Here is a 25098-nt window from a genome sequence, read left to right as displayed (position 1 = left end):
ATATACCCGTTTAATGTTTTTTTAAATCAAACCTATACTTCAATATGAAGAGTATAATTGGATATATTAGTGCAATGGTCTGATATTCTTTCCAAATTTGATAGAATATCTAAGAAATTAACTCCAATTGTTGAATCACATTCATTGTTGTTAATTCTTTTGATATGATTATGTCTATATTTTTTTTCTAAAAAGTCTACATTATTTTCAATATTTGCGACTTTAGAAGCCAATGATTGATCATTATTTTTAAATGCCATAGTTGAATCTATAATTGCATTTTCTACATTTGTATATAAATCTTTATATTCATCGATAGCTACTTTGCTAAATTCTTTTTCTTCGTCATAAACAAGAGTTACAATTCCACATATATTTTCAACATGATCTCCTATTCTCTCGAGATCATTAAGCATATCTTGCATAATAAAAATTTGTGTATGTTCTTCATCTGAAATAGATTTATTAGATAATTTTACAAGATACTCAACGATATGTTTTTCCAAATTATTAATTCTTTTTTCTTCTGCTAATATTTTTGATCTTAGTTTTTTGTTACCTGTCATAAAGTATTCATCAACATTTTTAAAATTTTGATATACTATATCACTCATTCTAATAACTTCAAGTCTAGCTTGTTCAACCGCAATAGAAGGAGTTTCTAAAATTCTGTCATCTAAATATTGTAAGTCTTTTGCGTGTTCTTCACCTGGAACAATTTTCATAGCAGCTTTAACTAAAAAGTTTGAAACTGGAAGTTGAATTGCAACGTTTATTATATTGAATAAAGTATGATAATTTGCTATTTGTCTTGAAACATTTAATGGAGTTAACATAGATACTATGTTTTGCATCAATTTATTTAAAAATAATAGTACAATTATCGTACCAATTGCGTTAAATAATAAATGTATTATTGCTGCTCTTTTAGCATTTTTCCCTGCTCCTACTGATGAAAGTAAAGCAGTAGTAGTAGTACCAATATTGCCCCCTAATAAAAGAGGAGCTGCTTGATTGATTGTTAATAATCCCTGTTTTCCCAAAGCTTGTATTAAACCAATAGAGGCTGAAGATGATTGTACTGCAGTAGTTAAGAAAAATCCTACAAAAACTCCAATTATCGGTGAGTTTAATTTTAATAAAGCATTTTTAAACCACAATTCTTTAGATAGTGGATTTAATCCATCTCCCATAGTATTCATTCCTATGAAAATTAAACCTAGACCAACAAAGACTTCACCTAGATTTTTTTTCCTATCATCTTTTGCACTCATATATAAAAGTACACCAAAAGCTACAATTAATGGTGCATATTTCGCAATATCAAAAGCGATTATTTGCGCAGTAATTGTAGTTCCGACATTTGCTCCTATAATTACTCCAACAGCTTGATTCAAAGGCATTAAACCTGCATTTACAAAGCCCACAACCATTACTGTTGCTGCAGATGATGATTGTATTACCGTCGTTACTACTATACCTAGTAACACACCTATGTATTTATTCCTAGTTAAAGAACCTACTATCTTTTTTAATTTATTACCTGACGATTTTTGGAGACCTTCACCCATTATTGTCATTCCGAACAAGAAAAGTGCCAACCCACCTAAAACCGGAGTTATAATATCCATAATACCTCCTACTTTAATCCTGGAAAATCTATCTGTCTCAATGCTTCAAATAAAACTATATTGCACGAATTTGCTAAATTTAATGATCTATCAATTTCCATATTCATTGGAATCTTTATAGAATGATCATTGTGCTTAGCTACCAAATCTTTATTTATTCCTGAAGATTCCTTTCCGAACACGAAAAAATCACCATCTTGATATTCAAGCTCATGATAATAATTTGTTGCAAAAGTTTCAACATAAAAAACTCTATCATTTCCTTTAATATATTCTAAAAATTCATTCATATCATCATGAATAACTAAATCAACTTTATCCCAATAATCCATGCCGGACCTCTTTAATAATTTGTCATCTAGTCTAAAGCTAAATGGCCTAACTAAATGTAATCTAGAATTAGTTAGAACACAAGTTCTTCCTATATTCCCTGTATTTGAAGGTTTCTCAGGTTCTAAAAGAACAATATTTATCATATCCACCTCTTTACGATTCTTTAACTATATTTTAATATTCCCATAAAAAATATACCATAAAAGAAATAGTATTTCAATTTTAAAAACGATTAAAATTTTAAAACAAAAAGACCATCAACACAAAATTGTTGACGGTCTATCGATTATAAATATTGTTTTATTTTTTCAACTATTTTTTCTGCTGTAAATCCAAAGTGATCCATTATTTTACTACCTGGAGCGCTCATTCCGAACTCATCTATTCCTATATTTAATCCATTAAGTCCAGTATATTTTTGCCATCCATAAGTTGACAAACATTCAATGCTAACTCTTTTTTCAACATTTTTTGGAATAACAGAATCTTTGTATTCTTGATCTTGTTTGTCGAAAATTTCTTGACACATCATTGATACAACTTGAGCCTTAACTCCTTCTTTTTCAAGAGCCTCACATGCATCTAATGCAAGTTTAACTTCAGAACCTGTTGCTATTATTACTAAATCAGGAGACTCTTGTTTTTTTAGAATATATCCTCCTTTTAAGGCTTGTTCATTAGTTTCTTTTAAATTAACTAATTTTTGTCTAGACAATACTAAAGCTGTTGGTGTTTCTTTATTTTCTAATGCTATCTTGTATGCCATTGATGTTTCAAAGCCATCAGCAGGTCTAATAGTATTAAGATTTGGAATAGTTCTAAGCATTGCTAATTGTTCTATTGGTTCATGAGTAGGTCCATCTTCTCCAACACCAATTGAATCATGAGTCAATATATATAGAACTTGTCTCTTCATTAAAGATGACAATCTCATCGCTGGTTTTAAATAATCTGAAAAAATCATAAATGTAGCGCAATAAGGAATTAAACCACCATATAAACTTATACCATTCGTGATAGCAGCCATTGCGTGTTCTCTAACGCCGAATTGTATGTTTCTTCCGGATCTATTTGTTTGCGTAAATACATCTAAACCATCCATAAATGTTTTATTAGATGGAGCTAGATCCGCAGATCCTCCAACAATATTTAATTGTTTATCTTTTAATCTATTTAATAAAACATGTGAGTATGATCTTGTAGCATCATCTTTTTCGAAGCTAGTAAACTCTTTAGATGTTAAATATTCTTCGTCAATTTCTTTAGATAAGAATTTCATTAATTTATCATAAAGGTCTTTGTGAGTGTGTTTGTAGTCTTCAAACATACTTTCCCATTCAGAATAATATTTTTCCTTTTCTGAAGTTGATTGCACAAAAAGTTCCTTAACTTCTTGCGGAATATAAAATTCTTCTGTAAAGTCTAAGCCTAATTTTTCTTTTAAACTTGGAATGTTTTCTGCACCAATTGGAGCTCCATGCGCTTTTGCAGTTCCTTCAACAACACTTCCATAACCAATTTTTGTTTTTATTTCAATAAATGATGGTTTATCTGTTGTTTTCGCAAGTTCGATAGTTTCTCTTATTTTTTCTATATCATTTCCATCTTCTACAAAATAAGTATCCCAGCCCAACGCTTCATATCTAGCTCTGACATTTTCCGAGAAAATATTTTTTGTATCGCCTTCAATTGTTATATTGTTAGAATCATATAAACAAATCAATTTTGAAAGTTTTAATGATCCAGCTATTGAACTAGCTTCATTAGTTATTCCTTCTTGAAGACAACCATCACCAACAATTGTGTAAGTATAGTTATCAAAAATTTTGTGGTTTTCGGTATTAAATTGGCTGGCCATATATTCCTGAGCAATTGCCATACCAACAGCCATGCTCAATCCTTGTCCTAGAGGACCAGTCGTAGCATCAATTCCTTTTGTATGCAAATATTCTGGATGTCCTGGTGTTAAGCTGTTGTATTGTCTAAATTCTTTTAAATCATCAACAGTTATTCCAAATCCAAATAAATGTAAAAGTGAATATAACATTGCAGACCCATGTCCAGCCGATAAAATAAATCTGTCCCTATTTATCCAATCGCTGTGTTTTGGTGAAAAATGCATTATGTCATTAAATAATGTAAATGTCATAGGGCTTGCACCTAAAGGAAGTCCAGGGTGGCCTGAATTCGCTTTTTGAATCATTTCTACAGATAATAATCTAATAGTATTAATAGCTAATTGTTTTTTGTCCATATCATTCTCCTCTATAAAATTCCAATGTTATTATATCACATTATTTAATCTACTTTAATGAGTATTTGCTTCCAATATCCACAACAATTCCCAACAATTCCATTTTTGTTAAACTCATCAATACATCAGATATATCTTCATTTAATTTTATAGAAATTTCATCTGGTGAATTGGCCTCAATTTTCAATAAATTATATATTTTACGTTCTAAATCATTCAAATCAAAACTTAATTGTGGCTTTTCTATATATTTATTTTGAAATTCAGGGATTTGAGTTATAATATCCAAAACGTCGGTTAATATGTAAGCTCCATCTTTTATTAATTGATTAGTTCCAGTTGAATATACTGAATTAATATTTCCGGGAACTGCAAATATATCTCTACCTTGAGACAAGGCATAAGATGATGTGATTAATGTACCGCTTTTCTCTTTTGCTTCAATAACGACAGTTGCAAGTGATAAACCAGAAATAATTCTATTTCTAAATGGAAAATTATATGGCAATGGTGCTATTCCAAAAGGATATTCGCTCATAATTACTCCGTTATGTGATGAAATCATATCTTGAAACACTCTATAATTGCTCCTGGGATATACTTGATCTATTCCACACCCTAAAACTCCAATTGTTTTATTATTATTTTCAAGAGAAGTTTGATGAGAAATTTTGTCTATGCCAAGAGCCAATCCACTAACAACTGGTATTTTATATTGTGATATTTCAGATACAAATTTTTTACATGCATAAGATCCATATTGACTACATTTTCTAGCTCCGACAAATGAAACACAATTATTGAACTCTTCAGTCAAATCACCTTTATAGTACAAAGTATATGGTGCATCATCTATTTCAAGTAATTTTTTCGGATATTTTGAATCACCGTATGTAGTAAATTTTATACTGTTTTTCCATAATTTTTCTTTGTACAAATTTATATCGAATTTTTTCATATTTTTTAGAATAAATTCGTAAATTTTAGGATCTACTTCTAAAAGTTTTTTTGCATTATCGTAGATAATATCCTCTAATGAGCTATAATTTTCAAGAATTGGACCTATCCAATTATAATTCGTGTTCAAACTACTTAAAAATAATAATAAATCTGAATCCATAATTTACCCCTTTTCTTTACATATAGAATACCATTAATATATATTTTTTTTCAATAAAAAAAGTCGACTATCATAAAATAATCGACTAATTTTTAATAGATTACAACTGGCATTCCATTTTCAGCCGAATTGAAAATTGTACGAACATGATTTATAGGAGTATTTATACAACCATGACTTCCAGCACCATTAAAGATTTGTCCACCGTAGGCGGCCCTTCCCTTTGTATCGTGAATTCCTACACCAGTATAGTCAATTTGCATCCAATAATCTACATGAACTTTATATTTTGATCCGTCTGGATTAAATCCTCTTAAAAATCTATCAGTTTCTTTTGACCAAATTTCAAATAAGCCTGTTGGTGTTTCATGGTCAATTGATGGATCTCCTGTAACAACAGGTGTGTCTAATACTAGTTTACCATCTTTAAAATACCACAAATGTTGTGCTCCCAAGCTTATTTCAATATAGCTTTTTCCAAGAACTCCATTATTTCGGCTTCTTCTGCTATATACTAAATCACTATCTATGGTTTTACCATTTTTTAAAGCATCTGTAATCATAGCTACTGTTTGTTTTTTGTTAATTTCATTTCCAAAAACTTTTGCTTTAACTTTTATGGATTTACCATTATGAGTTGTAAAATCAAAATCTTTCCCAACAACTTCAAATTTTTCTTTCAAGTCATCTACAAAAATTCGAACTTTTTTATCTTCAAACTTATAATTTTCATCTAAGAAAATAGAATTATCTTCTATTTTTTGTGATTCTCCGTTTGGCAATTTTAAGGTAATAGAAGCTTTTGCAATATTTTCAAGTTCTTTTTTGTTTGGCTCCAATGATTTTTTTGTAACTTGAGGATTAATATATTCTGAAGATAATTTGATTTCATCCTTGTGTTCATTAAATCCTTTTATTACGGATTCACAAACTTTATCCAAATCAAGCTTATTACCTAATTCTTCAGGTTTGATTATTGCTTTTTTGTTTTCAAAAATCAATTGGGCGTTTTTTGGTTCTTTGATATTTTTAAATAACTCACTATTTTTTAAGGTTTCTTTTAATTTATTAGAATCTACACTTTTCTTAACTTTTACATCTGTTTTTATTCCTTTAATAAGTTCAACTGGCCACAAAAAACCATGTTGCACATAGGTTTGATTTTCCAAAGCAACTTGTTTTAAACCCGCTTGTGAATTATTCAATGCAACAGTTTTATTATCTCTTCCGATAATTGATGTGGTTTGTTCATCAAAAATATTTTTAACATCAGAAATTTTTCTTACACCTAAATTTTCACCATTAATTTTTGCGTTAGGATAAGTCATGAAGCTAAAAAATATTGAAACCAATATATAAATACCTAAAAGAATTGATACAACCCAAATCCATGAGTGTGATTTTTGTGATTCTTTCAGTTTATAAATACTATTATTTTTTGAAGACTCATTATTTACTTGACTAGTTTTATTGTCTTCATATTTTTGTAAATCATCTTTCAATTTATCACCTTCTATTAATTATTTCTGTACCTAGAATGATATCATAAATACACAACACTAGTAAACATTTATATTAAATTATACTTTTTCTATAATCTATACTTAATTAAATTTGTGATAATTTTAAATAAAATAACAAAGATTTGCTTTAAAATTGTAAAAAATGATGTATAATTAAATTGATGATACATTAAAGGGGTGAATTATGGAAAATATTAATCTGGTAGTTTTATCAGATTCTACCGGGGACACAGGTGATCAAATAGCAAGAGCCGCTTTAGCTCAATTTGATATTACTTGTGAAAATGCTAAATTTCACTTATTTGGACATATCCGATCTATCGAGCATCTTAATTCTACATTACAAAAATGCTTAGAAATGGATAATATTATTATATATTATAGTTTAGTTGAAGAAAGTTTAATTGATAGTTTAAAGAAATTTTGTGATATGAATAATCTCATATCGGTAGATATTTTAACTCCATCAATTGTAGCCATCCAAAGGCTAACCAAACGATCTCCAGCAACAAATCCAGGTGCATTACGTAAACTTGACGAACATTATTTTAGAAGAATTGATGCAATTGAATTTGCTGTAAGATATGATGATGGAAAAGATCCAAGAGGAGTCGCTAGAGCTGATATAACGATTATTGGTGTTTCTAGAACTTCGAAAACACCATTATCTATGTATCTTGCAAATAAGCATTACAAAGTTTGCAACATTCCACTTGTACCAGAGTCACCAGTCCCAAAGGAACTTTTTGAAATCGAACCAAAAAGAGTCATCGGTCTTACTAACTCTCCTGATAAGCTAAACAAAATCAGAAAAGAAAGACTAAAATCTATGGGATTGCCAACTGAAAGTACATACTCTGATTTGGGTAGAATACTTGACGAATTAGATTATGCTGAGAAGGTAATGAAGAAAATCGGATGTCCTATTATAAACGTTTCTGACAGAGCAATTGAAGAAACGGCAGAAGTTATTATCAGACATCTAAAAAAAATGAATGATTAAAAAGGAGTTTTTTAAATGACAGAAAAATATGTTTACAGTTTTAAAGAAGGTAATAAAGACATGCGAAGCCTTCTTGGTGGAAAAGGTGCCAACTTAGCCGAAATGACTAATATGGATATACCTGTTCCAACAGGATTTACTATTACTACTGAAGCTTGTAACAAATTTTATCAAGAAGACGAAAAATTATGGGATGGATTATTTGAAGAAATCAAATCTCATATTGAAGAAACAGAAAAAGAATTAAACAAGAAATTTTCCGATGAAGAAAATCCTCTACTGTTTTCTGTTCGTTCTGGCGCTGTAATATCTATGCCAGGTATGATGGACACAATCTTAAACCTAGGTTTAAATGATAAATCTGTTATCGGTTTAGCCAAATCAACAAATAACGAAAGATTCGCTTATGATTCTTATAGAAGATTTATTCAAATGTTTTCAGATGTTGCAAGAGAAATTCCTAAAGTATTATTTGAAAACGAATTAGATAAAATAAAAGAAGAAAAAAACGTTACAGATGATACAGATCTTGATAGCGAAGATTTAAAGAAAATTGTTGAAAAATTCAAACAAATCTACAAAGAAGAAATGGGCGAAGATTTTCCACAAGACCCTATCGATCAATTGAGATATGCAATAGAAGCAGTTTTTAGATCTTGGAATAATCCTAGAGCCAAAATTTATAGACAATTAAACGGCATCGATGATAAATTAGGTACTGCAGTAAACATTCAATCAATGGTATTCGGTAACATGGGAAATACATCTGGAACAGGTGTTGCATTCTCAAGAAACCCTGCAACTGGTGAAAATAAATTATTTGGTGAATTCTTAATGAATGCACAAGGTGAAGATGTTGTTGCTGGTATAAGAACTCCTCAACCAATCAGTCAATTACAAGACGTTATGCCTGAAGTATATGAACAATTCCATTCTATAACTAAAAGATTGGAAGAACACTATAGAGATATGCAAGATCTGGAATTCACAATTGAAAATTCTAAATTATATTTACTTCAAACTAGAAACGGAAAAAGAACTGCTATCAGTGCATTAAACGTTGCAGTAGATCAAGTAAATGAAGGTTTAATTTCAAAAGAAGAAGCTATCTTAAGAATAGAACCAAATAGTTTAAATCAACTCCTACACCCTACTTTTGATCAAAAAGAATTAGAAAATGCTGAAGTTATTACAAAAGGTTTAGCTGCTTCACCTGGAGCCGCTAGTGGTCACGTTTATTTTAGTGCTGAAGATTGTAAAACAGCTGCATCTAAGGGCATTAAATCAATATTAGTTCGTCAAGAAACATCTCCTGAAGATATCGAAGGAATGATTAAAGCCGAAGGTATATTAACTGCAAGAGGAGGTATGACATCTCACGCTGCAGTAGTTGCTCGTGGAATGGGTGCATGTTGTGTAGCAGGTGCTAGTGAAATAAGAGTAGACGAAGAGAACAAAATAATAAGAGGTAAAAATATCGAAATCAAAGAAGGAGATTTGATTTCATTAGATGGTAGTACTGGATATGTTTATAAAGGAGAAATTTCTAAAGTAAGTCCACAACTTACTGGTAACTTTGCACAATTTATGCAATGGGTTGATGAAATTAAAAGATTAGGCGTAAAAACAAATGCTGATACTCCTAAAGATGCACATCAAGCAAAAGAATTTGGTGCTGAAGGTATAGGATTAACAAGAACTGAGCACATGTTCTTCAACGAAGAAAGAATTCCAATCGTTAGACAAATGATTCTCTCAAACACTACCGAAAGAAGACAAAAAGCTCTTGATAAATTAAGACCTTTCCAAGAAGATGACTTCTATAATATATACAAAGAAATGGGAGATTTGTCAGTTACTATTAGACTTTTAGATCCACCACTTCATGAATTCTTACCAAAAGAAAAACATGATATTGAAGAATTAGCGAAAGAAATGGATTTAACTTTTGATGAAGTAAATGATATTATTTTAGAACTTCACGAAGTAAACCCAATGCTTGGACACAGAGGTTGTAGACTAGCTGTAACTTATCCAGAAATTTATAGAATGCAAGCAAGAGCAATTATTAGTGCTGCTCTAAAAGTTAAAGAAGAAACTTCACATGAAATAGTTCCTCAAATTATGATTCCGCTTGTTGGAGAAAAGAGAGAATTAAAATACGTTAAGGATCAAATAATTGAAGAAATCAATCAAGTATTTGAAGAAAAAAATCAAAAATTAGATTATGAAATTGGTACTATGATTGAAATCCCAAGAGCATGTTTAATGGCTGATGAAATTGCCGAAGAAGCTGATTTCTTCAGTTTTGGTACAAATGACTTAACTCAAATGTCTTTTGGTTTCTCGAGAGATGATGCTGGTAAATTCTTATCAGAATATAAAGAAAATAAAATCTATTCAAGAAGTCCTTTTGAAAGATTAGACCAAGAAGGTGTTGGTCAGCTAATCAAAATTGCTATTGAAAGAGGTAAATCTTCAAATCCTGATTTGCACGTAGGTATTTGCGGTGAACATGGTGGAGATCCTGAAAGTGTTGAATTCTGTCACAGAATTGGATTAGATTATGTATCTTGTTCCCCATACAGAGTTCCAATCGCAAGATTAGCAGCAGCTCAAGCAGCAGCAAGAGAAAAATTAAAATAATTAGGTTAATTAGATAGAGTAAACATGTTTACTCTATCTTTTTTTTGATTTCTAATAACTTATTATAGAAACAATTTGTGGTATAATGTATGAAGTTAAGGAAGTGATAAAATGGCTTACGAAATGATTACACTTAGTAGTGAAGAACATGATAATTTTGTTAAAAACCATAAATATGGAGAATTAAATCAAATATATAAATGGCAATTTGTAAAAAAAGGATGGATTGGAAAAAATATTGGAATTAAAAAAGACGGCAAACTTGTTGGTGCATGTTTAATTTTATTGAGAAAACTACCGGTTCTTCCCTATTATTTTGCTTATGCTCCAAAAGGACCTGTGATTGACTATGAAAATAAAGATGATTTAAAATCGACTATCCAAATTTTAAAGGATTTTTGCAAACAAAACAAAGTTTTTTCTTTGAAATTTGACCCTAAAGTTTCTGTGGAAATTGATGGATTAATTGACTACTTAAAAGAACTTGGATGTTACCATCATGGTTTAAAAAAAGGGTTAGAATATAATCAACCTAGATATTATATGATAACTGATATAGATAAATCTGAAAAAGAAGTCTTGAATTCTTTTCAATCTAGAACTAAAAGTGTTGTAAAAAAATCTTTAAAAAATGGACTTGTATGTAAAAGATGCGACAAGAATGAATTATCTAAGTTTTCAAAATTAATGGAAATTACAGCTAAAAGAGATGAATTCAATCACAGAAGTCATGAATATTTCGAGAATTTATATGATGTTTTAAATCCAGATGATGATTGTGAATTATACCTAACTAAGCTTATTCCATCAAGTGTAAAAAAATCAAATGAAGATGAATTAGATCAAATAGATAAACAAGAGCTAAAAACTAAAAATAAATTGGAAAAAGATATAACGGAAGAAAAAAAGAATAATTTCTTAAAAGAACTAGATGTATTAGATAATAGAAGAAAAAGATGTAAAGATTTAATCGAGCAAATGAATGGATACATCGAAAATGATGTTGAGGAAATTGTATTATCAGGAGCATTATTAACATTTTGTGGAAAAAAATCATACTATCTTTACGGAGCATCTTCAAATGATTTCAGAGATTTAAGTCCAAATTATTTAATGCAATGGACTATGATGAAAAGAGCTATAGAAAAAGGATGCACATCTTATGATTTCGGTGGAGTATCAGGTTATACTCCGGAAGATAATGTAGAAGACCATGAAGCTGGATTATATGAATTTAAGAAAAGATTTGGCACTGAAATGTTAGCTACAATTGGAGAGTTCGATATAGTATTTAATAAATTTATAAATAAATTATTTGAATTTGCGCTAAAACACAGATAATATAAAAACTAGGATTGATATAATAATCAATCCTAGTTTTTTAATCCAATAAATATTTTAATTTATTTTTGTAAACTTTTCTGTAAAATACAATAAACAAGCTAATTCCCTTACATATAACAAGTGAAGATATAATTACCCATATCCATTCAATTCTCAAGTTATTATACATAACCAGAAGGGACAATGGAATTCTGATGAAATTAAATATAATTCCGTTTATAGAAGGATACTTAGTTAATGAAATTCCATTCAAAAATCCAGTAGTAGCTATTTCTACACACATAAATATTTCAGAAATTGATAATATTCTTAAATACACTACCCCAATATTTAAAGTATCAGGATCATCTGGAATAAATAGCTTAAATAATTGAGGAGCAAAAGTGAATAAGAATATAGTTGTGAATATTCCTATACCAACACATATCTTCATACCTTTTTTGTATCCTTCCATTACTCTGGAATAGTTTTTCGCTCCATTATTTTGAGCAATAAAGGTAGATAATGCAACACTGAATCCACCTACAGTTAACCATGTAATAGATTCTATTTGATTGCCTATTTTTTGTGCAGCTATAGCTTCTTTTCCCCAATGAGCTATAATAGCAGCCATTATTATAGAAAACGTCGCAAAAAGGCATTCTTGGAGGGCTATAGGAAATCCTAAATTAAAAAGTCTCTTTGCATAAATTAAATGCATTTTTTCTTTCAAGTATTTGAAATATTCAAATCTAACTATCATAAACATAATACATGCTGACATTTGAGCGATAAAAGTGGCAAGGGCGGCCCCTTTTATTCCCATTGGGTTTATAAAACCAAATCCAAATATCAAAATAGGGTCTAACACTATATTAATTCCTAAAGCAATTGTGTTTATTATAAAAGGAATTTTACTTTCCCCTTGTCCATTTAATATTCCTGTTAGAACTGGATTTATGAAGTTAAAAAATATTGAAGCTACAAAAAATCCGTAATACTCAAATGCTAGTTTTGTGACCGATTCATCCAGATTAAAGAAATGTATTATTTGTACTTTAAATAAAATCATTAATAAAATAAATACAAATCCAACTATTAATGCAAATTTTATCGCATTAGATATGTATTTTTGTACAGAATCCATATCCTTTTTACCAATGCAATCTGCTACAGATATTTGTGCACCTACGCTTAACATCATACATATCGCATAACTCAACCATCCAAAAAACCCTACAGTTCCAGCCGCAGCTACTGATTCTATAGACAATCTTCCCAACCAAAATAAGTCCATCAGATTATAACTCATCTGTATAAAAGATGTTGCCATAATTGGTAATGATAAGCTTATTAATTCCTTATAAATATTACCTTCAGTAAGATTTCTAGTTTTCAATTAACACCATCCTTTATATATTATCTCTTAATTTTATCAAGTCTTCTTTAGTAAAATTGTATTTTTCATGGCAAAAATCACATACCAATTCAGCCTTTCCATCCTCTTCAATCAATTCATTTAACGTTTCTTTTCCCAATGAAATCAAAGATCTTTCAACTCTATCTCTATTGCAATCACATAAATATTTTACTTCTTTTTCCACCAATAATTTTAAATCAAAGTCTGCAAAAAATTGATTTAAAACGTCAAAAGGATTTTCATGATTTACAAATAGAGAAGAAATTGGTGGGAAATTATTAATATCTTTTTCCAATTTATCAATTAATGATTCATCATATCCTGGCAATGCTTGAATAAATAATCCTCCAGCGCTTTTTATCGATAAATCAGTATCTACCAAGACACCTAAAGCCACAACTGTTGGTCTTTGATCAGATTGATAGAAGTAATTACTAAAATCTTCAGCTATTTCACCACTAACTAAACTAGTTTGACCTATATAAGGTTCCTTTAATTTAAAATCTTTTATAACAGTAAGTAGACCATCATTTCCTACAAAATTACCAACATCCAATTTTTTATTAGATTTTGGTGGTAAATCAACTTCTGGATGACTTACATAACTCTTTACCTCTCCTCTACCGTTAACTGTAGAAATTAACATTCCACCTGGTCCGTTTCCTTGTAAATTTAATGTAATATTGTGTTTGTCATTTTTTAATTCGTGACTCATAATTGACGCCATAGTACTTAATCTTCCCAACGCAGCGGATGCTGTTGCTGATGTATTATGAATATCTCTTACTGATTGTACTAACTCCGTAGAATCTACAATTATAAATCTAAATGATTCTGTAGAATCGGTAGCAATATATAATTTATTTATCATATAACCTCCAAATAAAAAACCCCCTAAAAAGGGGCATATTAATAATATTTTATTATAATTTTTTTACATTACAAGCTTGAAGACCTCTAGGTCCATCGGCGATATCAAATTCAACTTCTTGATTTTCTTCTAGTTTTCTATATTCGCCGTTATCTTCCAATGCAGTATAATGCACAAACACATCTCCATGATCTTCTGTTGAGATAAATCCGAAGCCTTTTGTAGCATTAAACCATTTTACAGTCCCTTTTGTCATATTTCCTCCAATATTTAACGTAGTTTTCATTTACTATATTAATATAACATACACAATAAAAATATACAACGAAATAATTATCGTTACCTAATAACATATAAATAATGCACGTTGGGTACAATTATTAAGAGTTTTACCTGTATCAAAATCTATTATTTTAACAGTATTAAATCCACTGTTGTACAACATAAATCTTAGTGCATCCAAACTATAAACTTTTTCTGTTTGAGTTTCCCTAATCCTTTGATAAGAATTATCCTGATTTTTCACAAAAAAGTCAATATAAAAATCTATCAAATTATCTTCTTCGTAATATTGATTAACCCAAGTATAAAAAATATCCTCATATTCATACACAAAGTGATTGTTACCCATTACTTCTATTAGCTTATAAGGAGTGTTTACATCAAACATAAACACTCCTGTACAATTTTCATTAATATTTGAGAACAAATTCTGTAGTTTTTCTGAGTCTAGTATATAGTTTATTGTATCTAAAATAGAAAAAATAAAATCATAATTTTTTGTTAGCTCTAATTGACATAAATCCCCATTAATAATATTGATATTAGAAAATTTATCTGCACAAATTTTCAACATTTCTTTACTAAGATCCACTCCAGTATAATTAATTGAAGAGTTATAGAAGTATTTTGTCATATTTCCACTACCGATTCCTAACTCAAGAATAGATTCTGGTTTTATGTCTAATTTTTTTAATTCTTTTTTGATAACTTCAGAATACTCTTCATAATCAATATCAAAAGTTAATTTATCATAAATATACGCAAATTCTTTATACATCTTGATTCCAAATGAAAATGTAAGGTATATTTCGATATGATGATTTATAGTTCAAACCATAACCAACTATAAAAACATCATCAATTTCAAAACCAACGTAATCAGCGTTATATTCAACTTGTCTTCTGCTTGGTTTATCTAGCAATACACATGTTTTTACACTTTTTGGATTTTTTTGTTTAATATATTCCAAAGTATTTACGATTGTATTTCCAGAATCAATAATGTCATCAACTATTAACACATCATAGTTTTCTAAATTTTCTCTTACATCAGTAAGGATTTTTACTTTACCTGTTGATTTTTCAGCGTCTTCATAAGAAGATGTAGTCATAAAATCAATACAAATTGGCATATCTATTTGTCTAACCAAATCAGACATGAACATAAAACTTCCTCTAAGAAGAGATACTACACATAAATTCTTATCTTTGTAATCTTTGGTAATTTGAGCACCTAATTCTTTAACTTTTTCTTTAATTTGTTGTTCACTTAATAATATTTCTTCTTTCATTATTCACCCCTGTATTTGAACTATTTACATTCTCATCTATCTTTTTTTCAATCTTCTCTAATAATACTAAAATTTTATTTAAAGTATATTGTACGCTGACCAACACCATAATCAAAACAAAACCAAATATGATTTTGAATTTCATTACATATTTTCCTTAATAGAACTAATAGAATTATTAATATCGTCAATTAAATGTGAATATTTTTCGACTTTTTCTTTTTCTTTCTCTACAAGAGCTTCAGGAGCCCCTTTTAAGAATCCTTCATTGTTAAGTTTTGATTCCGCTCTCTTTAATTCTGATTTAGCTGTATTTAATTCTTTTTCTAGTCTTTCTAATTCTTTAGAATAATCAATTAAATCATTCAATGGAATAATGATTTTATAAGAATCTTTAACAATTACAATATTATTATCTTCTGATATATCTTCGTTAACCTTATATTCGTTTATAGAAACGCTTGATCTAAATAGTGACTCTAGTTGTTTAAAATCTTCCTCTAAGCTCTTATCAGATGTCAATATATATATATCAGATTGTTTTTTAGGCGCAATATTCATTTCTTGTCTTGAATTTCTAATACTAATTACAGATTCAACTAACTTGTCAATAATTTGTTCTTCGTTTTTATATGATTTTGTTTCAGAATATTTTGGCCATGTTTCGTTAATCAACATATCATTTTTATTAGGAAGATAGCTATATATTTCTTCTGTGATATATGGCATAAATGGATGTAATAATTTTATTACATTAGTCAACGTATAAATCAAAACTGAGATTGCAGATTCTTTTAAAATAGAATCATCTCCATAAAGTCTTGGTTTAACTAGTTCAATGTACCAATCACAGAATACATTCCAAGTAAAATCATATATTTTTTCAGCTGCTATACCAATTTCATATTTATTTAAATTAGTAGATACTTCATCAATGACATCATTTAAGCTTGATATAATCCACTTGTCTTCAATTTGTAATTCGACATCATCGATGTTTTTAACATCATCTTCTACATTCATGAAAACAAATCTGGATGCGTTCCATAATTTATTGCAGAAATTTCTATTCGCTTCTACTTTTTCCATGTAGAATCTTGAATCATTTCCAGGGGTATTACCAGTGATTAACGCAAATCTTAACGCATCTGCTCCATATTGATCTATAACTTCTATAGGATCAATACCATTTCCCAAAGATTTTGACATTTTTCTTCCTTGAGAGTCTTTAACTAATCCTGTCAAGTAAACATCTTTGAAAGGAACTTCCCCCAAATTATAAAGTGAAGAGAATACCATTCTAATTACCCAGAAGAAAATAATATCGTATCCAGTAACTAACACATTTGTAGGGAAGAAATATTTCAAATCTTCTGTTTCGTTTGGCCAACCTAATGTTGAAAATGGCCATAACGCAGATGAGAACCATGTATCCAAAGTGTCTGGATCTTGAGTATATTTTTCAGGGTCTGGATTTTTTCTTGCAACTACAACTTCACCTGTTTCATTATGGTAATAAACAGGAAGTCTATGTCCCCACCATAATTGGCGAGAAATACACCAATCTCTAATGTTTTCTAACCAATTTACATAAACTTTTTCGAATCTTTTTGGAATAAATCTAATTTCTTCATTTTTATAAGCGTCTAAAGCTAATTTTGCTAACTTATCCATCTTAACAAACCATTGTTTACTGATTAATGGCTCAACAGTAGTATGACATCTTTCACAATGACCTACAGCATGTTCATGTTCTTTTACTGAATCTAGTTGTCCGATTTTTTCCAAATCTTCGATAATTAATTTTCTTGCTTCATATCTATCTAATCCAGAATATTTACCATATCCTTCAACAATCTTTGCATCCTCATCAATTACAACACATTGACCTAGCTCATGTCTTGCACCTACTTCAAAGTCATTAGGATCATGTGAAGGAGTAATCTTAACAATTCCAGTTCCAAATTCCATATCCACATAGCTATCAGCAATAACTTTAATTTCTCTATTAACTAATGGTAATATCAAAGTTTTTCCAACAATGTCAGTATATCTTTCATCATCTGGATTTACAGCGACTGCCAAATCACCCAACAATGTTTCTGGTCTAGTAGTAGCTATTACAATATAATCATCAGAATCCTTGAATTTATATCGAATATTCCAAAAATGTCCCGATTCATCTTCGTGGACAACTTCTATGTCGCTTATTGCAGTATGACAATTTGGACACCAATTTACAATTCTGTCACCTTGGTAAATCAAATCATCATTGTACATTTTTATGAATACTTCTTCTACTGCTTCTGTTAAATTGTCATCAAGAGTAAAAGCTTCTCTACTCCAATCACAAGATACTCCTAATTTTTTTAATTGATTTTTGATATTTCCACCGTATTCACGTGTCCAGTCCCAAGATGCTTCCAAAAATCCATCTCTACCTAAAGATTCTTTGGATTTTCCTTCTTCTTTTAATTTACTTACAACTTTTGCTTCAGTTGCAATACTAGCATGGTCTGTTCCTGGAACCCAAAGAGCACTATATCCATCCATTCTATTTTTTCTAATCAATATATCTTGAATAGTGTTATTTAACGCATGTCCAAGGTGTAAATTACCTGTTACATTTGGTGGTGGCATTACAATTGTAAATGGTTTTTTATCATTATCAATAACGCCTTTGAAGTAACCTTCATTTTCCCAAATTTTATATATCTTATCTTCAAAATCTTTTGGATTGTAATTTTTTTCTAAATTTTTCATAATTCTCCTAAATTTTATTTAAAATATGGATTGTATTTCTTTTCGTCACCAATATTAGTTTCTGGTCCGTGTCCAGGATAAACTTTTATATCATTATTTAAAAGTTTTAGCTTTTCAACACTATTTTTAATGTCTTCAAAACTTGCAGTTGGCAAATCATATCTACCTATTGAATTCTTGAACAACATATCTCCTGAAAACATTACATCCTTGTAAATATAGCAACTAGAGCCATAAGTATGACCTGGAGTTTCTAAAACTGATATTTTAGAATCATTAAACTCAATTGTATCTCCTTCTTTTACATAATAATCTGCTTTTAAAGTAATTGGATTTCCAACTTTTCTTGTATAATTTTTTTCAGGATCTTCGAGTAAATCTTTTTCTTTTTCTGGAGCGTAAATAACTGTATTTAGCTTATTTTTTAATTCTTCAGCTGCAAATATATGATCAAAATGACCATGTGTAATCAATATAAATTGTATTTCTAAATTACGATTTTTGATATATTCACAAATATCATCAGATTGTGCACCTGGATCCACAACAAAACATTTATTATCTTCCGATAAAATGTACATGTTTTCTCCATATTTTGTAGTAACTATTTTGTCTAATGTCATTATTCACTCCTACTATCTATAATTATCGTAACTGGTCCATCATTTGTAAGTGATACCTTCATATCAGCTCCAAATTCCCCAGTTTGAAAAGGTACATTTTCTTTTTTTAACTTTTCAATAAACTTTTCGTATAAATCTCTAGCAAATTCTCCTTTGGCACATTTATCAAATGATGGTCTATTCCCTTTTCTAGTACTTGCATACAATGTAAACTGAGAGACAAGTAAAATTTCATAATTTAAATCTTTAATTGAAAGATTAAGCTTATCTTCTTCATCAGAAAATATTCTTAAATTAACAAGTTTTCTGATGCAATAATCAATATCCTGTTCATTATCTTCCCTATGAATTCCTAATAGTACTAAAAAACCATCTTTAATTTCACTTTTTGTTGTACCATCTATTTCAACTTTTGCTTTATTAACTCTTTGAACTAATAATTTCATTATGAATTCACCCTAAAAACGTCTATAGTTCCTTTAATATTTTTAATTCTAGCAATTACTGTATCGATCTGAGAACTAGAACTAATTTCTAATATTATATTAATCGTTACTGTTTTATCTTTATTTGTTCTAGTGTTAAATGTTTTAATGTTTAATTTGCACTCACTTATAACTTTAGTTATATCAGCAAGATAACCGACATTACTAAAAGATATTATTTGAAGTTCAACTTGATAATTATGATTGATTAAATTATTGCCCCATCTAACTGTGATTAATCTATCTTTGTCATTGACTGATTTTACATTGGAACAATCTCTTCTGTGAACACTAATTCCTCTACCTCTAGTAATGTAGCCGACTATTTCGTCACCAGGAATTGGGTTACAACATTTAGCAAGTTTTATTTCTACATTATCAATTCCATCAATGACTACTCCACTTTCTTTTGGCTCTTCATTAACAAAATCGACATGATTTGGTTTATTTACAACTTGGTCTGTTTCGTAATAGTCTTTGTGGTATTCCTTTAGCTTAGGAATAACTTGCGTAACCCTTGTAGATCCGTAACCAATAGCAGCGTACAAATCATCAATAGATGAAAAGCTTAATTTACTTGCAATTTCTTCAAGCCATTCTCTTTTTAGTAATTCATTGAAACTATAGCCCATTTTTGCAACTTCTTTTTCAAGCATATCTCTTCCAGAAACAATATTCTCAGTTCTTTGTTCTTTTTTAAACCACTGTTTAATTTTTGTTTTAGCTTGAGATGATTTTACAATTTTTAGCCAGTCTTTTGAAGGACCTGAATTTGGATTTGTAAGAATTTCAACAACATTTCCTGTTTTTAATTTGTAAGTTAATGGTACAATCTTTCCGTCTACTTTTGCACCAACGCATTTGTTTCCTACTGCAGAGTGAACTTTGTACGCAAAATCAATCGGTGTTGAACCAGATGGCAAATCCATTACATCACCTTTTGGTGAGTAAACAAAAACTTCATCATTGGCAAATTCTTCTTTGAATAAATCCATGAATTCTTTTGAATCAGTATAATCTTTTTGCCAATCCATGATTTCTCTTAGCCATGCTAATTTGCTATCATATTTCGATTTTTTATTAGTTGTACCTTCCTTGTACTTCCAATGTGCAGCGATACCATATTCAGAAGTTTTATGCATTTCCCAAGTTCTTATTTGTATCTCATACGTTCTTCCGTCATGAGCTAATATTGTAGTGTGTAAAGATTGGTACATATTAGGTTTTGGAGTTGCAATATAATCTTTGAAAGTATTAGGAATTGGTCTGAAGAATCTATGAGCAATTCCCAAAACATCATAGCATTCACTTTCTTTGTTGACTATAACTCTGATGGCTGATAAATCTTTGATTTCTTCAAAAGCCAAATGTTTTTTGTACATTTTTTTATATATTGAAAAAACACTTTTTGGCCTTCCAAAAATCTCCGCTTTTATATTATATTTTTCAAGTTCATCTTGAAATTGTCTTATAATATTTTGTATTTGGGATTCTCTTTGTTGTCTAGTTTCGTTTATTTTATTTACAATATCTTGATAAATATTTGGTTCCAAATACTTTAAGCTTAAATCTTCTAATTCCCATTTTATAGTGGACATACCAAGTCTGTGAGCAAGTGGTGCATAAATTTCTAAAACTTCATTGGCTTTTTCAATCTGCTTTTCTCGAGTCATGTATTCCAAAGTTCTCATATTGTGAAGCCTGTCAGACAACTTAATTATTATAACTCTAATATCTTTGGCCATTGCCAAGATCATTTTCTTTAAATTTTCTGCTTGATTATCTTTTTTAGTTTTAAATTTGATTTGTTTTAATTTTGTAACACCATCGACCAGGTCAGCTATTTCTTTGCTAAATAAATACTCTAAATCTTCGTATGTTATTTCTGTATCCTCTACGACATCGTGAAATAGCCCGGCTATAATAGTTGCATCATCCATGTTCAAAGAAGCCAAAATTTTAGCTACAGCCATCGGATGAATTGCATAAGGCTCACCAGAATTTCTAAATTGTCCCTCATGAGCTCTAACCATGTAGCCATATGCTCTAGTTATCTCATCTACATCAGTATTTGGATTATATGATTTTATAGATTTTATCAAACTTTGTAAATCCGATTGTTCATAATGCATAAAGCTACCTCCTAATAATTATTTTGTTATAATTATACCATAACATGAGCATTATTGTTAACACTTATCTTAAATCAATTAAATTTAATTGAATATTCTTCACATTATTAAAATCATTAATCTCAGGGTAATATATTATATCTATTTTTGCATTACTAGCAATACTGTTTTCAAGTTGAATCATTACATTTTTACCGAATTTTTCTAATAAATAATTATATTTTTCTATAGCTTCTGAAAACATAATTGCATCAATTATTTTATTATTTTTGAGTAATTTCAACTTCAAAACATTCTTATTTTTTCCAATCATCTTTGCAAAAATAAGTTCCAAGTTTTTATCTCCCAAAATCGGTCTAGGATTATCCTTGCCAAAAGGACGAAGACGATCGATTTCTTCTATCAAATCAAAATCTATCTTGTCTACATAAAAGCTTGAATCGATAAGGATTTTTTTTACAAAATCTTCTTCTGTTAGTCTGCTTCTTTGATTAACTTTAGTTCTAAACTCATCTAACTTTTCCTCTTCAATTGATAATCCACACGCCATAGGATGACCACCAAATGATACAAACAATTCTCTAAATTCATCAAATTCTTTGAATATATCATACTCTGAAATACTTCTTCCCGATCCTTTAAGAACATCTTGATTTTCTGATTGTGTTAGTATTAACGTTGGTTTATTATATTTCTCTTTAATTCTACCAGCTATGATTCCACAAACACTTTCATGAATTTCTTCAACATTACAAATCAAAATATCATCATTTATCAGTCCTGTGTTTTCAATTATTTCGACAGCTTTATTAAATCCATCTTCTGTTAATTTTTTTCTTTTTTCATTGAGATCAACTAAGACTTTAGCGTAAGCCTCAACATTATCCATGTTTTCATCACGAAATAGTTCAACGCCTAATTTAGCAGTATCTAATCTTCCGGCGGCGTTAATACATGGACCAATAATAAATCCTAAACTGTAAACATTTACTCCATTTTTAATTCCAGTCATATCAATTAAGCATTTTAAACCGTAATTCTCTGTATTATTGATTTCTTCTAATCCTTTAGTCACAAAATATCTATTTTCGTCCTTTAAATCTACGATATCACATACAGTTCCCATTGCTACATATTGGAGCAAATTTTCACATTCTAACATACCGTATCCTTTTTTGATATTTATAGCCTGAATTAATTTATAAGCAACCCCTGCGCCACATAAACTTTTAAATGGATAATTGCAAGTCAGCTGTTGGGGGTTAATAACTGCATCAGCATTTGGAATGATTTCTTTTCCATCAAGTTTTATTGTTTGGTGATGGTCAGTCACAATTATTTTTATTCCATTTTGTTTGGCATAATCACATTGTTCTATAGCACTTATACCATTATCACATGTTATTATTAAATCAATATTATCTTCAATACATTTGTCTATTATGCTAAAAGAAATCCCATATCCATCAATCATTCTATTAGGAATATCATAAGAAAGTTTATCTGTAAAATATCCAAGACCATCTAATAAAGTCATAGTCGATGAATTTCCATCTTGATCATAATCTCCAACTATTCTTATATTTTGCTCATTTTCAATAGCATTTGTAATTATTTCCACAGCTTTGTCCATATCTTTCATTAAAAAAGGATCATGGTATGAATTCTCTGCATTAGGATTCAAAAAGGTTTCAAAATTTGTAATATTTCTATTTAATAAAATCTTTGCTATTAATGGATGAATATTATATCTTTGAGATACTTCGCTAAAATTATTACCTCTATTGTTTATTAACCATTTATTCATTCATTCTCTCCAAATAAAAAAATGGATTTATAGCTCAAATTTTAAGTTTGAGCTATAAATCAATTTCTATTTTTCTTCATTATCTTCTTTTTTGTCTTCTTGCTTGTTTTCTGTTACTTTTGCTGCCTTTACATTAGATGCAATAGCATTTTTAACAAATTCAAGTCTTGTTTTTTGTGATGCAGTTTCCAAGATGACACTATCATCAGTTACAGAAACTATTGTTCCCTTAACTCCACCAATTGTAATTACTTCGTCTCCAACTTTTATAGCGTTTCTCATATCCATTAATTGTTTTTGTTGTTTTTGTTGTGGACGAATCATTAAAAAATACATTACAGCAAAAAGTGCAATCAAAGGCAATAATGATGCTAACATTTTTGGCATAATAATCCTCCTCGTATAATGTAGTTGTAGTAATAAATACTACTTTTTATTCTCAATCCCACTTTCATATGGGATAATAATTGTATAGATAGAGGTCGTAGCTATCCTCCTTGAAGCTAGTCTTCCTATTTAAGGGTTACGCCTCTACTTTACGTCCTTATCAGTATGAGCTGGATAGCACATTTCGTTGCTGTATGTCTAACGAGGTTTGATTGTCGTAAAGTTCTTGAGGGTTCTTTCTCTATCTAAATTTATATTAAAGCTAGGTGATTTTATGTTTTACATTGGTGTTGATATTGCAAAGAATAACCACGAAGCCTCAATAATTGATTCTAATGGTAAACTTGTTTCTGAGTCTTTTTCTTTTTCTAATTCTATCAGGGGTTTAGAAAAGTTTCAGAAATTTATTTCCTCTTTTTCGATTGATTCTAACAATTGTATTATTGGTATGGAAGCTACAGGTCATTATTGGCTTTCTCTTTATTCTTTCTTGATAGATTTAGGTTTTTCCTGTGTTGTTATTAACCCTATTCAATCTGATGCTTTTAGAAAGATGTACATTAGACAGACCAAGAATGATTCTGTTGATTCTTTTGTCATTGCTCAAATTCTTAGGTTTGGTGAATTTTCTGTTTCTCATTTTTCTGATGAGGATACTTTTGCTTTAAGAAATCTTTCTAGGTTTAGGTTTGCTCTTGTTGATGAAGCTTCTGATTGGAAAAGAAAGCTTGTTGCTATTTTAGATCAGGTTTTTCCTGAGTATTCTTCGCTTTTTTCTAATATTTATGGTGTAACTTCTAAAGAACTTTTGAGTAAGTATCCTTTGCCTGAGGACATGATTTCTATTCCTGCTGATGAGCTAGCTAAGATGTTGTCTAAGTGTAGTAAAGGACGCTTTGGTATTGATAAGGCTAAAGAAATCCAAGAGAAAGCTTCTAATTCCTTTGGTGTTAAGTTTGCTTTGAAGTCTTTTTCTTTTCAAATCAAACAAATTATTGCTCAAATTTCTTTTCTTGAAGATCAGATTTTTGAGATTGAAGATGAAATTTCTTCTATGATTAATTCTTTATGCCCTGTTATTACTTCTATTACCGGTATTGGTGATGTCTTAGGTGCTGCTATTTTCTCAGAAATCGGTGATATTTCTCGATTTGAGAGAGCTAATCAATTAGTTGCTTATGCTGGCTTAGATGTTGCTGTTAA

21 protein-coding genes are annotated in these 25098 nt (G+C 29.6%); 4 read left to right on the top strand and 17 right to left on the bottom strand.

From position 1 onward, the window contains the following. Positions 1–32 precede the first annotated feature (32 nt). From DES33_RS01820 to DES33_RS01800, 5 genes are all read right to left on the bottom strand, one after another. Positions 33–1631 (bottom strand): Na/Pi cotransporter family protein, encoded by a 1599-nt coding sequence (locus tag DES33_RS01820; RefSeq protein WP_110057933.1) that lies wholly within the window; start codon positions 1629–1631, stop codon positions 33–35. An 8-nt stretch (positions 1632–1639) separates the two neighbouring features. Then, positions 1640–2107, bottom strand: coding sequence for a tRNA (cytidine(34)-2'-O)-methyltransferase (locus DES33_RS01815; RefSeq protein ID WP_094208627.1), 468 nt, complete (start codon positions 2105–2107; stop codon positions 1640–1642). Between the two features lie 143 nt (positions 2108–2250). Beyond that, positions 2251–4218, bottom strand: coding sequence for a transketolase (tkt, locus tag DES33_RS01810; protein ID WP_110057932.1), 1968 nt, complete (start codon positions 4216–4218; stop codon positions 2251–2253). Between the two features lie 49 nt (positions 4219–4267). After that, positions 4268–5338 carry a DNA-processing protein DprA gene (gene dprA / locus DES33_RS01805; protein WP_110057931.1) on the bottom strand — a complete coding sequence of 357 codons (1071 nt, stop codon included), beginning with the start codon at positions 5336–5338 and terminating at the stop codon, positions 4268–4270. 92 nt (positions 5339–5430) lie between these two features. Next, the gene (locus DES33_RS01800) at positions 5431–6840 is read right to left on the bottom strand and encodes a L,D-transpeptidase family protein (protein WP_110057930.1); all 1410 of its coding nucleotides are present in this window, start codon (positions 6838–6840) and stop codon (positions 5431–5433) included. A gap of 205 nt (positions 6841–7045) precedes the next feature. Here DES33_RS01800 and DES33_RS01795 point away from each other — a divergent pair, with 205 nt between their 5' ends. The 3 genes from DES33_RS01795 (at position 7046) to DES33_RS01785 (ending at position 11851) form a co-directional block, all read left to right on the top strand. After that, entirely contained in the window at positions 7046–7864 is an 819-nt protein-coding gene (locus DES33_RS01795; protein WP_094205708.1) for a pyruvate, water dikinase regulatory protein, read from the top strand. A 15-nt stretch (positions 7865–7879) separates the two neighbouring features. Continuing rightward, positions 7880–10510: a pyruvate, phosphate dikinase gene (gene ppdK, locus DES33_RS01790; RefSeq protein ID WP_110057929.1), complete on the top strand. Its 2631-nt coding sequence runs from the start codon at positions 7880–7882 to the stop codon at positions 10508–10510. 111 nt (positions 10511–10621) lie between these two features. Further along, positions 10622–11851 carry a lipid II:glycine glycyltransferase FemX gene (locus DES33_RS01785; RefSeq protein WP_110057928.1) on the top strand — a complete coding sequence of 410 codons (1230 nt, stop codon included), beginning with the start codon at positions 10622–10624 and terminating at the stop codon, positions 11849–11851. A gap of 40 nt (positions 11852–11891) precedes the next feature. On the opposite strand, the gene DES33_RS01780 is transcribed toward DES33_RS01785, so the two are convergent. From DES33_RS01780 to yajC, 12 genes are all read right to left on the bottom strand, one after another. Beyond that, positions 11892–13232, bottom strand: a complete 1341-nt coding sequence (locus DES33_RS01780) for an MATE family efflux transporter (protein ID WP_110057927.1) — start codon at positions 13230–13232, stop codon at positions 11892–11894. Positions 13233–13245: 13 nt separating this feature from the next. Beyond that, entirely contained in the window at positions 13246–14124 is an 879-nt protein-coding gene (gene hslO, locus DES33_RS01775; protein WP_110057926.1) for an Hsp33 family molecular chaperone HslO, read from the bottom strand. A 52-nt stretch (positions 14125–14176) separates the two neighbouring features. Further along, complete coding sequence (locus DES33_RS01770; RefSeq protein WP_002836476.1) at positions 14177–14380, bottom strand: cold-shock protein; 204 nt, start codon at positions 14378–14380, stop codon at positions 14177–14179. A gap of 87 nt (positions 14381–14467) precedes the next feature. After that, positions 14468–15184 carry a class I SAM-dependent DNA methyltransferase gene (locus tag DES33_RS01765; protein WP_110057925.1) on the bottom strand — a complete coding sequence of 239 codons (717 nt, stop codon included), beginning with the start codon at positions 15182–15184 and terminating at the stop codon, positions 14468–14470. Beyond that, entirely contained in the window at positions 15177–15698 is a 522-nt protein-coding gene (gene hpt / locus DES33_RS01760) for a hypoxanthine phosphoribosyltransferase (RefSeq protein ID WP_002836478.1), read from the bottom strand. Before hpt ends, DES33_RS01765 begins: the two co-directional genes overlap by 8 nt. Further along, positions 15673–15843 carry a cation:proton antiporter gene (locus DES33_RS01755; RefSeq protein WP_110057924.1) on the bottom strand — a complete coding sequence of 57 codons (171 nt, stop codon included), beginning with the start codon at positions 15841–15843 and terminating at the stop codon, positions 15673–15675. Before DES33_RS01755 ends, hpt begins: the two co-directional genes overlap by 26 nt. Then, positions 15843–18461: a valine--tRNA ligase gene (locus DES33_RS01750; RefSeq protein ID WP_110057923.1), complete on the bottom strand. Its 2619-nt coding sequence runs from the start codon at positions 18459–18461 to the stop codon at positions 15843–15845. The genes DES33_RS01755 and DES33_RS01750 overlap by 1 nt, the downstream gene beginning before the upstream one ends. A 14-nt stretch (positions 18462–18475) precedes the next feature. Then, positions 18476–19084 (bottom strand): MBL fold metallo-hydrolase, encoded by a 609-nt coding sequence (locus tag DES33_RS01745; RefSeq protein WP_094224732.1) that lies wholly within the window; start codon positions 19082–19084, stop codon positions 18476–18478. Continuing rightward, the gene (dtd, locus tag DES33_RS01740; protein ID WP_094205717.1) at positions 19084–19530 is read right to left on the bottom strand and encodes a D-aminoacyl-tRNA deacylase; all 447 of its coding nucleotides are present in this window, start codon (positions 19528–19530) and stop codon (positions 19084–19086) included. Before dtd ends, DES33_RS01745 begins: the two co-directional genes overlap by 1 nt. Continuing rightward, complete coding sequence (locus DES33_RS01735) at positions 19530–21701, bottom strand: RelA/SpoT family protein (protein WP_094205718.1); 2172 nt, start codon at positions 21699–21701, stop codon at positions 19530–19532. Before DES33_RS01735 ends, dtd begins: the two co-directional genes overlap by 1 nt. 64 nt (positions 21702–21765) lie before the next feature. Continuing rightward, the gene (gene recJ, locus DES33_RS01730) at positions 21766–23508 is read right to left on the bottom strand and encodes a single-stranded-DNA-specific exonuclease RecJ (protein ID WP_110057922.1); all 1743 of its coding nucleotides are present in this window, start codon (positions 23506–23508) and stop codon (positions 21766–21768) included. 66 nt (positions 23509–23574) lie between these two features. Next, positions 23575–23895: a preprotein translocase subunit YajC gene (gene yajC / locus DES33_RS01725; protein WP_110057921.1), complete on the bottom strand. Its 321-nt coding sequence runs from the start codon at positions 23893–23895 to the stop codon at positions 23575–23577. 274 nt (positions 23896–24169) lie between these two features. Here yajC and DES33_RS01720 point away from each other — a divergent pair. Continuing rightward, a partial coding sequence (locus tag DES33_RS01720; RefSeq protein WP_110057920.1) for an IS110 family RNA-guided transposase occupies positions 24170–25098 on the top strand: 929 nt, incomplete at its 3' end.

It is taken from the genome of Finegoldia magna (assembly GCF_003182075.1).
Taxonomy (GTDB): Bacteria; Bacillota; Clostridia; order Tissierellales; family Peptoniphilaceae; genus Finegoldia; species Finegoldia magna.
The sequence above is the reverse complement of the archived record's forward strand: the minus strand, read 5'-3'. Positions and strand labels throughout refer to the sequence as shown.

What these genes read in the sequence shown, in the direction of transcription:
- DES33_RS01765 (WP_110057925.1), bottom strand. Translation starts at nt 15,184, where the DNA reads ATGTATAAAGAATTTGCGTATATTTATGATAAATTAACTTTTGATATT.
- hpt (WP_002836478.1), bottom strand. Translation starts at nt 15,698, where the DNA reads ATGAAAGAAGAAATATTATTAAGTGAACAACAAATTAAAGAAAAAGTT.
- dprA (WP_110057931.1), bottom strand. Translation starts at nt 5,338, where the DNA reads ATGGATTCAGATTTATTATTATTTTTAAGTAGTTTGAACACGAATTAT.
- DES33_RS01750 (WP_110057923.1), bottom strand. Translation starts at nt 18,461, where the DNA reads ATGAAAAATTTAGAAAAAAATTACAATCCAAAAGATTTTGAAGATAAG.
- tkt (WP_110057932.1), bottom strand. Translation starts at nt 4,218, where the DNA reads ATGGACAAAAAACAATTAGCTATTAATACTATTAGATTATTATCTGTA.
- recJ (WP_110057922.1), bottom strand. Translation starts at nt 23,508, where the DNA reads ATGAATAAATGGTTAATAAACAATAGAGGTAATAATTTTAGCGAAGTA.
- dtd (WP_094205717.1), bottom strand. Translation starts at nt 19,530, where the DNA reads ATGAAATTATTAGTTCAAAGAGTTAATAAAGCAAAAGTTGAAATAGAT.
- DES33_RS01785 (WP_110057928.1), top strand. Translation starts at nt 10,622, where the DNA reads ATGGCTTACGAAATGATTACACTTAGTAGTGAAGAACATGATAATTTT.
- ppdK (WP_110057929.1), top strand. Translation starts at nt 7,880, where the DNA reads ATGACAGAAAAATATGTTTACAGTTTTAAAGAAGGTAATAAAGACATG.
- DES33_RS01770 (WP_002836476.1), bottom strand. Translation starts at nt 14,380, where the DNA reads ATGACAAAAGGGACTGTAAAATGGTTTAATGCTACAAAAGGCTTCGGA.
- DES33_RS01735 (WP_094205718.1), bottom strand. Translation starts at nt 21,701, where the DNA reads ATGCATTATGAACAATCGGATTTACAAAGTTTGATAAAATCTATAAAA.
- DES33_RS01745 (WP_094224732.1), bottom strand. Translation starts at nt 19,084, where the DNA reads ATGACATTAGACAAAATAGTTACTACAAAATATGGAGAAAACATGTAC.
- yajC (WP_110057921.1), bottom strand. Translation starts at nt 23,895, where the DNA reads ATGCCAAAAATGTTAGCATCATTATTGCCTTTGATTGCACTTTTTGCT.
- hslO (WP_110057926.1), bottom strand. Translation starts at nt 14,124, where the DNA reads ATGATAAATAAATTATATATTGCTACCGATTCTACAGAATCATTTAGA.
- DES33_RS01755 (WP_110057924.1), bottom strand. Translation starts at nt 15,843, where the DNA reads ATGAAATTCAAAATCATATTTGGTTTTGTTTTGATTATGGTGTTGGTC.
- DES33_RS01815 (WP_094208627.1), bottom strand. Translation starts at nt 2,107, where the DNA reads ATGATAAATATTGTTCTTTTAGAACCTGAGAAACCTTCAAATACAGGG.
- DES33_RS01820 (WP_110057933.1), bottom strand. Translation starts at nt 1,631, where the DNA reads ATGGATATTATAACTCCGGTTTTAGGTGGGTTGGCACTTTTCTTGTTC.
- DES33_RS01795 (WP_094205708.1), top strand. Translation starts at nt 7,046, where the DNA reads ATGGAAAATATTAATCTGGTAGTTTTATCAGATTCTACCGGGGACACA.